12 protein-coding genes are annotated in these 11,129 nt (G+C 64.2%); 6 read left to right on the top strand and 6 right to left on the bottom strand.

Translation table 11 applies throughout. The annotated features are described in order from the left end of the window. Positions 1–38: 38 nt before the first annotated feature. Complete coding sequence (gene tam / locus EOA23_RS26290; protein ID WP_127306298.1) at positions 39–818, top strand: trans-aconitate 2-methyltransferase; 780 nt, start codon at positions 39–41, stop codon at positions 816–818. Positions 819–936: 118 nt separating this feature from the next. Next, complete coding sequence (locus EOA23_RS26285) at positions 937–2,058, top strand: beta-ketoacyl-ACP synthase III (protein ID WP_127306297.1); 1,122 nt, start codon at positions 937–939, stop codon at positions 2,056–2,058. 10 nt (positions 2,059–2,068) lie between these two features. Here EOA23_RS26285 and EOA23_RS26280 read toward each other — a convergent pair whose 3' ends face one another. Further along, positions 2,069–2,635, bottom strand: coding sequence for an isoprenylcysteine carboxylmethyltransferase family protein (locus EOA23_RS26280; RefSeq protein ID WP_127306296.1), 567 nt, complete (start codon positions 2,633–2,635; stop codon positions 2,069–2,071). Positions 2,636–2,816: 181 nt separating this feature from the next. Between EOA23_RS26280 and EOA23_RS26275 the strand changes: the two genes are divergently transcribed. Beyond that, positions 2,817–3,443 carry an MOSC domain-containing protein gene (locus tag EOA23_RS26275; protein ID WP_127306295.1) on the top strand — a complete coding sequence of 209 codons (627 nt, stop codon included), beginning with the start codon at positions 2,817–2,819 and terminating at the stop codon, positions 3,441–3,443. Between the two features lie 42 nt (positions 3,444–3,485). On the opposite strand, the gene EOA23_RS26270 is transcribed toward EOA23_RS26275, so the two are convergent. The 4 genes from EOA23_RS26270 to tsaA form a co-directional block, all read right to left on the bottom strand. Beyond that, positions 3,486–4,325 (bottom strand): SDR family oxidoreductase, encoded by an 840-nt coding sequence (locus EOA23_RS26270; RefSeq protein WP_127306294.1) that lies wholly within the window; start codon positions 4,323–4,325, stop codon positions 3,486–3,488. A 126-nt stretch (positions 4,326–4,451) separates the two neighbouring features. Then, entirely contained in the window at positions 4,452–5,411 is a 960-nt protein-coding gene (locus EOA23_RS26265; protein ID WP_127306293.1) for a D-amino acid aminotransferase, read from the bottom strand. 84 nt (positions 5,412–5,495) lie between these two features. Continuing rightward, positions 5,496–5,810 carry a DUF2293 domain-containing protein gene (locus tag EOA23_RS26260; protein WP_042637658.1) on the bottom strand — a complete coding sequence of 105 codons (315 nt, stop codon included), beginning with the start codon at positions 5,808–5,810 and terminating at the stop codon, positions 5,496–5,498. Further along, a complete protein-coding gene (tsaA, locus tag EOA23_RS26255) occupies positions 5,807–6,313 on the bottom strand; it encodes a tRNA (N6-threonylcarbamoyladenosine(37)-N6)-methyltransferase TrmO (protein WP_127306292.1) in 507 nt (168 codons plus the stop codon). Before tsaA ends, EOA23_RS26260 begins: the two co-directional genes overlap by 4 nt. A 140-nt stretch (positions 6,314–6,453) precedes the next feature. Between tsaA and EOA23_RS26250 the strand changes: the two genes are divergently transcribed. Together EOA23_RS26250 and metF are read left to right on the top strand one after the other, a co-directional pair. Next, on the top strand, positions 6,454–7,461 hold the full coding sequence (locus EOA23_RS26250; RefSeq protein WP_127306291.1) for a metalloregulator ArsR/SmtB family transcription factor: 1,008 nt from the start codon (positions 6,454–6,456) through the stop codon (positions 7,459–7,461). Continuing rightward, positions 7,461–8,378, top strand: a complete 918-nt coding sequence (gene metF / locus EOA23_RS26245; RefSeq protein ID WP_127306290.1) for a methylenetetrahydrofolate reductase [NAD(P)H] — start codon at positions 7,461–7,463, stop codon at positions 8,376–8,378. Before EOA23_RS26250 ends, metF begins: the two co-directional genes overlap by 1 nt. A 371-nt stretch (positions 8,379–8,749) precedes the next feature. On the opposite strand, the gene EOA23_RS26240 is transcribed toward metF, so the two are convergent. Next, positions 8,750–9,670 carry a DMT family transporter gene (locus EOA23_RS26240; RefSeq protein WP_127306289.1) on the bottom strand — a complete coding sequence of 307 codons (921 nt, stop codon included), beginning with the start codon at positions 9,668–9,670 and terminating at the stop codon, positions 8,750–8,752. Positions 9,671–9,881: 211 nt separating this feature from the next. Between EOA23_RS26240 and EOA23_RS26235 the strand changes: the two genes are divergently transcribed. Beyond that, the gene (locus EOA23_RS26235; RefSeq protein ID WP_127306288.1) at positions 9,882–11,102 is read left to right on the top strand and encodes an alanine racemase; all 1,221 of its coding nucleotides are present in this window, start codon (positions 9,882–9,884) and stop codon (positions 11,100–11,102) included. The last annotated feature ends 27 nt before the right edge of the window (positions 11,103–11,129 follow it).

Genomic DNA, 11,129 nt, shown 5'->3' with positions numbered 1-11,129 from the left:
TCAGCATGTGCCCGGGTCAATCACAGAGATCGGATACAATGACACACGAGGGCAAAGACTGGTCCGCCGCCCAATATCTGAAGTTCGAGGACGAGCGCACGCGGCCCGCGCGCGATCTCGTGGCGCAGGTGCCGGTCGATTTTCCGCGCCGCGTCGTCGACATCGGCTGCGGGCCAGGAAATTCGACCGAGCTTCTGGTCGAGCGCTGGCCGGACGCGCAGGTCAGCGGCTTCGACACCTCGCCCGACATGATCGAGAAGGCGAGGGCGCGACTGCCCAATGTCAATTTCGAGCTGGCGGACGCCGCCAGATGGCAGCCCGAGCATCCCGTCGACGTCATCTTCGCCAATGCCGTCTTCCAGTGGCTGCCGGAGCATCCGGCGGTGTTCCAGCGTCTGATGGGGCTTCTGGCGCCGGGCGGCGCCTTGGCCGTGCAGATGCCGGACAATCTCGGCGAAGCCTCGCACCAGCTGATGCGCGAGACCGCGGCGGAAGTGCCGTTTGCGGCCAAGCTCAAGGGTGCGGCGCGCGGGCCGCTGCCGCCGGTGTCCTTCTACTATGACTTGTTGTCGCCGCTCGCCGACCGGCTCGACATCTGGCACACGATCTATAACCATCCGCTGGCCGACGCCGAAGCGATCGTCGAATGGGTCAAGTCGACGGGGCTGAAGCCCTTCCTCGATCCGCTCGACGCGGATGAGAAGAAGGTGTTCCTCGTCAGCTATACCGCCAAGATCGCCAAGGCCTATCCGAAGACGGCGAACGGCAAGGTGCTGTTGCGCTTCCCGCGTATCTTCATCGTCGCCAAGCGGGCTTGAGCATCCACCACCTGAATGCCAGCGCTGGTTGTCGAATTAAGCTGGAATAAACCGGGCAAATGCGACAAGTGTAGCGCCTCGCCTCGGCACCACTTGCCTCCCCTCGGACGGATTGGACATGCATCGCGTCATCATCAGCGGCATCGGCGCCGAAATCCCTGAACCCGTCATCACCAATGAGGAGCTGGTCGCAAGCTTCAACAGTTGGGTCGACACCGAGAATGCGCGCCGCGCCGACACCGGCGAGCCGCTTTTACAGAAATCGGACAGCGATTTCATCGTGCATGCCTCGGGGGTCAAGAGCCGTCATGTTATCGAGCGCGAGGGAATCCTCGATCCGACCCGCATGTCGCCGCGCATTCCGGCGCGGCCGGACGACGCGCTGTCATTGGAGGCGGAGTTCGGCATCGCCTCGGCCAGGAAGGCGCTTGCCCATGCAGGCGTCGATGGGTCGGACATCGACCTGGTGATCTGCTCGGCCTCGCACCATCAGCGGCCCTATCCGGCGATCGCCATCGAGATGCAGGAGGCACTGGGCACCAAGGGGGCCGGCTTCGACATGGGGCTTGGCTGCTCTTCGGCGGCAGCCGCGCTGCATGTCGCCGTCAATCTGGTGCGGGCGGGGGCGCACAAGCGCGTCCTGGTGTCGACGCCGGAGATCATCACCGGCCATCTCAACTTCCGCGACCGGCAGACGCATTTCATCTTCGGCGACGCCTCTGTCGCCATGGTCGTCGAGGGCCTGGCGCAAGGTGAGAAGCGGCCGGGGCGTTTCGAGGTGCTCGACACACGCACTTGGACGCAGATGTCGAACAACATCCGCACCAATCTCGGCTACTACACGCGCACCGCCCAGGAGGATCCTTACATGATCAACCTGGAAGGCAATCTCATCAAGCAGGTCGGCAACAAGGTGTTCAAGGAAGTCACCGTCGCCGGGCAGAAATTCATCGTCGAGTTCCTGGCCGAGCACGGGCTGACGCCGGAAGGCATCCGCCGCTTCTGGCTGCATCAGGCCAATGCGCGCATGAATGCGATGATCCTGAAATTGTCCTTCGGCCACGACGTCGACCATGACCGCGCGCCCATGGTGCTGGAGCGGCTCGGCAACACTGCCGGGGCCGGCGCGATCGTGGCGCTGTCGGAGAACCATGCCGATATGAAAGCCGGCGATTTCGGCCTGATCTGCGCCTTCGGCGCCGGTTATTCGATCGGCGGCGCCTTGCTGCGCATGCTTTGAGGATGCGGCTTTAAGCCGGCGCGAACGGCACCAGCATCGGCACGCGCCTGGCGTAGTCGTCATAGGCCGGGCCGAGCTCGCCGCGCAGGAAGCTTTCTTCCAGCCTCGCCTTGACGACGACGCCGACAAGCAGCAGCGCCGCGCCCGCGATACCCCATATCGTGCCTTTGACGGCCGCCGTGGCGAGGATCGACAGCAGCAGTCCGGTGTAGATCGGGTGACGGACCAGGCCATAGGGGCCGGTGTCGACGACGCGGTGATCGGCCTTGGCGGTGACGGTGGCCGACCACAGGCGACCGAGATGAAGGCGCGCCCACCAGGCGAAGGCGATGCCTATGGCGATCAGCGTAACGCAGATCCAGGCCTCGGTGAGCGTCGGCGTCCAGAGCCGCAGCCTGCCGACATAGCCGTGCGCCGGCACGAACAGCAGCACGGCGCCGGGCAGCCAAAGGACACGATAGCGCGCCTCCGACTTGAGATCGGCGCGCTTTTGCGCGGGATCCGCCCAGGCAGCGGCAAGGACCCAGGACACCACCCAGAACAGCCACAGCGCTGCGACAGCTTGCCCAACCTGCATGATCGAGCCTCCTCCCGATTATGCGCCTACCGTTTATGCCGGCGTCGCGGCGGCAATGCGACGTGTGGTGCGGCGGTGGCGGCGTTTTTGGTAATAACGTCGTGATCGCCATCAAGCGGCGTGATCGGATCATCAGCGCTTTCGACTGGACCGCATTCTTCGGCACCTTTAGACCAGCGGCATGCAGGAAACGAAGCTGGAACTTTTTCCCATGGCGGAACCGGCGGTTGACATCGTGCCGGGCCGCAAGCTCGCGGCCAAGGCAGCGGCGCTCTATGCCGCCCCGCACGATCATTTCGAGACGAGGGCAGTCGAGGAACTGCGGCTTGGCTTCGACGGTATCGCGGGCGACTTCCATGCGGGGGCAACGCGGCGTTCGGGCGGGCGCGAGCCCTGGTATCCGCGCGGCACCGAGATGCGCAACGAGCGGCAATTGTCGGTGGTCGCCGCCGATGAACTTGCCATTGTCGCGCAGCACATGGGCCTCGCGGAGATCAAGCCGGAGTGGATCGGCGCCAATCTCGTGGTCGAAGGCGTGCCGCATCTGTCGATGCTGCCGGCGGGCTCGCTGATGTTTTTCAAGGGTGGCGTGACGCTCAAGGTCGATGGCCAGAACAAGCCGTGCCGCTTTGCCGGACAGTCGATCGCCGAGCATGTCGGCGCCGTAGATACCGATGCCATCGCGCTGCTCTTTCCCAAGGAGGCGAAACGGCTGCGCGGCCTCGTCGCCTGGGTCGAGAAGCCGGGCGTCATCAGAGCCGGCGAGGAGATTTCCGTGCGGGTGCCGGAGCAGTGGATCTATTATTAAAGGCAGCCATGCCGCGCATGGTGGCATGGCTGACTGTCCGGGTTAGCTCTTCCGGTTCTTGTTGGCGCCTTGCGCCATCACCGAGACATCATCCCACTTTTCCCAGGTGGCGATGCGATTGGCGTATTCCTGCCTGATCATCGGCAGGCCGCCATCGCCGAAGAAGACCCTGAGCGGCGGCTCGGCGGCATCGACGATCGCCAGCATTGCCGGGCCGGTCGCTTGCGGATCGCCGGCGACCGAGCGGCTGCGGCGCTCCGCCATCGCCGCGCGGACCGGCTCATAGGCGTCCATCGGCTTGGAGACTTTGGCCGACGGCCCGGCCCAGTCGGTGGAGAAGCCGCCGGGCTCGACCAGGGTCACGTGGATGCCGAACTGGGCGACCTCCTGGCTGAGCGACTGGCTGAAGGCTTCCAGCGCCCATTTCGAGGCGTGGTAAAGGCCGATCGAGGCGAAGGCGTTGACGCCGCCGATCGACGAGATCTGGATGATGTGGCCGGAGCGCTGCGCCCGCATGATGGGCAGCGCTGCCTGCGTCACCCAAAGCGCGCCGAAGACGTTGGTCTCGATCTGGTCACGCGCTTCCTGCTCGGTGACTTCCTCGATGGCGCCGAAATGGCCGTAGCCGGCATTGTTGATGACGACGTCGATCCGGCCGAACCGCTTGTGCGCTTCGGCGATCGCGGCGTCGACCGCCTTTTTGTCGGTGACGTCGAGCTTCAGGGCGGCGATGTTGTCGCCATATTTCTCGACGAGATCGGCGAGCGTGCCGGCATCGCGGGCTGTGGCGGCGACGCGATCGCCGCGGGCGAGCGCGGCCTCGGCCCAGACGCGGCCAAAGCCCTTCGACGATCCGGTGATGAACCAAACCTTGCTTGTCATGATGTGCATTCCTTGCCCTTGGAGGGCCGTGAATTCTCTCGGAGGATAAGCGGAGGAATCTCCGCTTAAGGCATGTACGGCGCTGCCGGCGTTTTTCCAGATGCGTTCCGAGAAATAATCCGTGGGTCAGGGATAACGCACCGCACTCGACCAGGCGGGATCCTCATGCCTTTTCCAGTAGAGCGCCATCAACCTCTCGGTGATCGGACCGACCTTGCCGCCGCCGACAGGCGCGCCGTCGATCGTGGTGACCGGCATGATGCCGCCGGCGGTCGAGGTGATGAAGACCTCCTCGGCGCCTTTGAGAGCGGCGACGCCGACCGCTTCCGCTGTAACGGCAAGGCCGATTTCGGCGCACAGGTCGAAGACGGTGCGGCGCGTGATGCCGGGCAGCACGCCGACGGCGGGTGTCGACAGCTTGCCGCCCTTGACGCAGAAGACGTTGAAGCCCGGGCCTTCGGCGACATTGCCGTTGAAGTCGAGGATCAGCGCGGTGTCGGCGCCACGGTCATAGGCGTCGTAAAGGCCACGAACCAGATCGAGCCAATGGTAGTTCTTGATCGAGGGGTCGATCGAGGCCGGCGGAATGCGGACCTTGTCGCTGATCGCCACATGAAGGCCGGTGCGCAATTGCTCGGCATTGGCGACCGAGCCGAAGGGGACGGCGAAGGCCATGAAGCGGTTGATTGCCTGGCGCGGGTCGCGGCTGAAGGTGGGCGAGGCACCGCGCGTGCACAGCATCTCGACATAGGCCGCGCGATGGCCCGACAGCGCGACGCAATTGTGCAGGATCTCCGCAACGCCGTCGCGATCGAATGGGATCGTCATGCGCAGCTTCTCCAGCCCGCTGAAGAACCGCTCGAGATGCAGGTCGAGGCGGAAGAAGCGGCCGTCCCAGACATGGACCGTGTCGTAGGTGGCGTCGGAATGCAGAAATCCCCAGTCCAGCACCGAGATTTTGGCCTGCGACAACGGCAGATATTGCCCGTCGAGGAAGGCGACGCCGTCGGGATAGGCATGCGGGTCGATGTGGCGTTCGGAGAGAAAGGGTACCCGCTTGGCTGGCGTGGCGGCGGCCTGGCTCATTTCATTCCTCCCTCGATCGACGGCAAGGCAGGCTAGCTTCCGGTTGCGGATGAAGTAGAGCCAGGCAGAAGGCGCCGCTTGGCCTCACTCGTCCTCGTCGTCTTCCTCGAGCAGCCTTGTCGCGCGCCAGCGGGTGAGCACCGCGTTGGTCTCATCGATAACGAAGAAACGCGCCGAATCCCGGTCATAGCCTTCGGCGAGCAGCTTCTCGTAATCGGTGTGGGCATGGCGGACATGCGCGATGGTGGCCAGCCACACCGCGATCGTCGGCGGCAAGGTCTTCATATGCACCGAACCGGCATCGGCGCGGATCTTTTCCATATCGGCATAGGGCGCCAGCGGAAGAAGCGCGGTCAGCGCCTTGGCGATGGCGCGGCGGCGGCCGGTGGGAGCGCTCATTTGTCGTCGCGTCCGGCAATGGTCGCTTCGGGGAAAGCGTCGGTAGAGGCGTAGTAAGGCTTGATGTCGATAACCGGCGTGCCATCGAGCACATCGATGGCGTCGATCCCGATCCGTCCGGCCTCGATGTCGAGCGTGACGAGCTTCGCCACATGCAGGCCGACAGGATTCGGCCGGGCAGGGGAGCGCAGTGAGAAAACGCCTTTCGGTTCAGCTGCATGGCGAGGTTTCTGCACGATCAGATTGCGCGGCGCGTGATGGAGCCAGGACAGGATGACGACGTGGCTGGCGCGTTCCAGGTTTTGCAGTCCCGGGCGATAGGGCTCGTCGACCAGGACGGTTGCGGCCCGCCCGGATTCGCGGGCAGCGCGCATGTTCTTGGGGCAGTCCTCGCGCCTCGTCCAGGGCGAGACGATGCGGCCGATAAAGACGACATGGCCGTCCGGCCGCAACTCCGCCGGATCGGCCGCAAGCAGCGTTTCACCTTCGCGCGTCTCGAACATGCTCTTCACTCCGCGCAAGAACCCTCTGCCAGGCGCGGATCACGGCTGCGCCATTTTCTTGTCCGGAAGCGACGTAGCGCTTGCCAGGGTTCCAAAATCGACATAAACATATCTTTATATCTTTCAACGAGAGCCCGCCCATGCATGTCTCGCTCGACACAATGGTAGATATATTGAAGGCGGCGGCCGAATCCAGCCGGCTGCGCATCCTGGTGCTGCTTTCGCGCGGCGATCTCACCGTCTCCGACCTCACCGAGATACTCGGACAGTCGCAGCCCCGCGTCTCGCGCCATCTGAAGCTGTTGCTCGATGCCGGGCTGATCGGCCGCTACCAGGAAGGGTCCTGGGCCTTCTTCCGGCTGACCGATACGGAAAATTCGCGCGATTTCGTGCAGCGCCTCGTCTCCGGCATCAGCGAGGCCGATCCGCAAGTGGTGCGCGATCTGGAGCGGCTGGCGGCGGTGAAGCGTAAGCGGCAGGACCGGGCCGCCGAATATTTCTCCGAGAACGCCGCGAGCTGGGATCATATCCGCTCGCTGCATGTGCCGGACCGCGCGGTGGAGGCGGCGCTCATCAAGCTCGTCGGCAAGCGGCCGTTCCAGTCGATGCTCGACCTCGGCACCGGCACGGGCCGGCTGCTCGAAATCTTCGCGCCGCTCTACCGGCGCGGCGTCGGCATCGACATGTCGCGCGAGATGCTGACGGTGGCGCGCGCCAATCTCGACAAGGCCGGCATCGCCAATGCGCAGGTGCGCCAGGGCGATATTTTCTCGCCGCCGGTCGAGCGCAACGCCTTCGATCTCGTCACCATCCACCAGGTGCTGCATTATCTCGACGATCCCGCCCGCGCCATCGCCGAAGCGGCGCGGCTGCTCAGGCCATCGGGCCGGCTGATCGTCGTCGACTTCGCGCCGCACAATCTCGAATTCCTGCGCGATCAGCACGCCCATATGCGGCTGGGGTTCTCCGACCGCCAGATGTCCGATTGGTTCGCGGAGGCCGGACTCGACCTCGAGGACAGCCAGGAATTCGAGCCGCGCGGCGGCAACGAGGCAAGGCTCACCGTCAAGCTCTGGCTCGGCCGCGACCGCCGCCTGCAGATCGCAGACCCGTCCAACGATTCCTTGCCAGTGAGGGAAACAGCCTGATGAACCAGTTCCGCTTTTCCCGTCGCCCCGACATAGGCGAGAAGGTCAGCGTCTCGTTCGAGTTCTTTCCACCGAAGACCGACGAGATGGAAGCAAGGTTGTGGGATACGGTCACAAGGCTGGAGCCGCTCAAGCCGGAATTCGTCTCGGTGACCTACGGCGCCGGCGGCTCGACCCGCGAGCGCACGGCGCGCACCGTCAAGCGCATCCTCAACGAGACGACGCTGACGCCGGCGGCGCATATGACCTGCGTCGACGCCGCGCGCGACCAGGTCGACACGGTCATCCGCGAGTTCGTCGACTTCGGCGTCACCCGTTTCGTTGCGTTGCGCGGCGATCCGGCCGCAGGGGTCGGAACCGCTTATCGCCCGCATCCCGACGGCTACGCCAATGGCGCCGAGCTGGTTGGGGCGCTGAAGAGCGTCGGCGATTTCGACATCTCGGTCTCGGCCTATCCGGAAAAGCATCCGGAAAGCCCGGATTTCGCCACCGACATCGATATGCTGAAGCGCAAGGTCGACAATGGCGCGACGCGGGCGATCACGCAGTTCTTCTTCGACAACGATCTCTACGAGCGCTATGTCGAGCGGGCGCGCCGCGCCGGCATCTATATCCCGATCGTGCCGGGCATCCTGCCGGTGCATAATTTCACGCAGGTCGCCAATTTCTCCTCGCGTTGCGGGGCGCTGGTGCCGGCATGGCTGGCCGAGCGCTTCGAAGGGCTGGAGAACGACCCGCAGACGCATGCGCTGGTAGCTTCGGCCGTGGCGGCCGAGCAGGTGCTCGACCTCGTTGAGCGCGGCGTCGGCGACTTCCATTTCTACACGATGAACCGTGCCGACCTCGTCTTTGCCGTCTGCCACATGATCGGCATCCGCTCGCATGAGGCGGAGGCGAGCGGGTCGGCCGCGGCCTGAGGTCGGCGGAAATGGAAAAGGCCGGGTGGAAACCCGGCCTTTTCGAACTGTTGGACTATTCTCGGTGCTTGGTCTTCCCGGCTTTGGCGGGTCAGGGAAGAACACCTATGATCAGGGCACCGATGAATGCGAATGCGGCACAAATCATCAAAGCGTTGATCGGCCTCGTCAGTCCCATGCCATAGCCTCCTCTTCAGAGCTATGGCAGGAGTCTAGGGGCATTTGGGCCACAGGCAAGCGGAAAACGTGCTGCAATGCGACATGATTGTGGAATTTGCGACCCGGGATTTGCCGTTAGCCGTTGAAACTCTTCGGCAAAAGCCGGCTTCGCCGTTGTGAATAAATTGTGGCGGTGGTGTGGCATGACAGCGCTACCATTTGCCGAACAGCCGTCCGTCGATGGTGATGAGGCCCAATCCGATCAGCGTCATGCCGCCGATCTCGAACAGCGCCAGCCGCTCGCCGAGGAAGAGGAAACCGAGCAACACCGCGCTGACCGGGACGATCAAGGTGACCAGCGAGGCATTGGTGGCACCGGCCGAGGCGACGAGGTTGAAATAGAGGATATAGGCGAAGGCGGTGGACAAAAGCGCCAGGCCCAGCACCGCGGCCCAGACCGGCTGCGAGGCCGACAACAAGCCCGTCGGCCCATAGGCAATGAGCACGATGGGGATCATGATGATGGTCGAGGCGGTCAGCTGCCCGGTGGCGATGACTGGCGATGGCACGCCCTTGAAGCGGCGCGCGATCATCAAGGCGATCGCATAGGATACCGAAGCGCCGATCAGCGCGAATTTGGCCCAGACCGGCCCGCCGAGCCCGGCAACAAGGCCCGGACCGATCATGATCGCGGTGCCGGCGACACCGAGCGCGATGCCGGCCAGCTTGTTCCAGGACAGCTTCTCATCGATGGTGAGCGCATTGGCCAGGATCAGCGTCCAGAACGGCGTGGTGGCGTTGAGCACCGAGGCGACGCCGGCGCCGAGCTTAGTCTGGCCGGCGAAGATCAGCGAGAAGGGCACGACATTGTTGGTGAGCGCCAGCAGGAAGAACAGGCCGGCATGCGCGAAGGCGAGCCGGAACGAGGGGCCGCGGACCGCCAGATAGAGCTGAAGTGCGATGGCGGCGATGGCGACGCGGAACAGCACCAGCGCAAGCGGGTGGATCTCGGACACTGCAATGCGGGCAAAGAAGAACGAGCCGCCCCAGATTGCGCCGAGCAGGAGAAGCTGCCCCCAATCCTTGAGTGTCATCGGTCCGCGCGTCGGCGCGGCGGCGGCCGTAATCGACATGTCCTGTTCCTCCCCAGGCCGATCGCGATCTCGGCCTTCACACCTCACCAACCGATAATGCGTTCGCCGGCAAGGGCCACCCGAAACCTGACTGGTGGTTTAGCGTTGGCAGAATGTGCAACCGGCCGCGTCGGGTCGCCAGACACAGAACTGTTTTCTTTGGCGGCTAGCTAGGATTAATTGTGCGCGCTCCAGCCCCGAGGATTCGTCCATGCAGCGATTCGAAAATGCCCGCGATGCGGCACTGGCGCTTCGTCCCGACGATCCGGTCTATTGTTTCCGCCCGCAGGTGCTGAAGGCGGATGCCCTGCAGTTCATGGGCATGTTTCCCGGCAAGACCGCCTATGCGGTAAAGACCAATGGCGAGCAGATCGTGCTGAAGACATTGGTGGAGGCCGGCGTCAGCACCTTCGACGTCGCTTCGCCGGGAGAGTTCGCGGCCGTGCGCGCCGTCTCGGCGGATGCCGAGATGCTCTACATGCACCCGGTCAAGGCGCAGTCGGACATCAAGCTGGCGCTGGAGAAATACGGCATCCGAGTGATCTCGCTCGACCATGAGGACGAGATCACCAAGCTGACGCGCGTCGTGCGGGCGCTCGATCTCGACCCGGGCGCCATCACCGTCTTCGTGCGCATCCAGACCAAGGGCCATGCGGCTTACGAATTGTCGAAGAAATTCGGCGCTGGACCGGCCAATGCGGTCGAGCTTGCAGAGCGGCTGAACCGCACCGGCTACAAGGTTGGCCTCTGCTTCCATGTCGGCAGCCAGATCGAGGATCCCGACACCTATGAGCGGGCGCTGGCCTCGGCCGACTGGGTGCGCAACCGGCTGACCTTCGACATTGCCGGGCTCGATGTCGGCGGTGGGTTCCCCGCCGAATACGGGCACGATCCAAACCGCAAGCAGGTCGAGATGCCTTCGCTCGGCCAGCTGATGTCGCGGCTTGCCGGCGACCTGACGGAGTATCAGTTCGACCAGGTGCCGCTGGTGGCCGAGCCCGGACGCGTGATCGTGGCGAGGTGCCTGTCGCTGATTGTGCGGGTGCTGCTGCGCAAGGGCAAGCGGCTCTACATCAATGACGGCATCTGGGCTTCGCTGTCGGATTCATGGACCGGCAAGATCACCCTGCCGGCCCGCTTCATCCCCGATCCGGCGATCCGCACACGTAATGGCGACGAGAAAAACATCGTGCCGTTCAAGGTCTGCGGCGCGACCTGCGATTCCGTCGACATCCTGTCCAGGCCGTTCTGGCTGCCGGAAACGGTCGACACTGGCGACTGGATCGAGATCGGCCATATCGGCGCCTACTCGCTGTCGCTGAGGACCCGCTTCAACGGCTTTTACCCCGACACATTCGTCGAGGTGACGACGCCGTTCGACGAAGGCGACGCGCCGCAGGGGTTCGCGAGTTTGGAGACGATGGCGGATTAGCGAATAGGGAGTAGCCAATTCGAATAG

It is taken from the genome of Mesorhizobium sp. M2A.F.Ca.ET.042.01.1.1 (assembly GCF_003997405.1).
Classification (GTDB): Bacteria; Pseudomonadota; Alphaproteobacteria; order Rhizobiales; family Rhizobiaceae; genus Mesorhizobium.
This window is presented reverse-complemented; position numbering and strand designations above follow the sequence as displayed.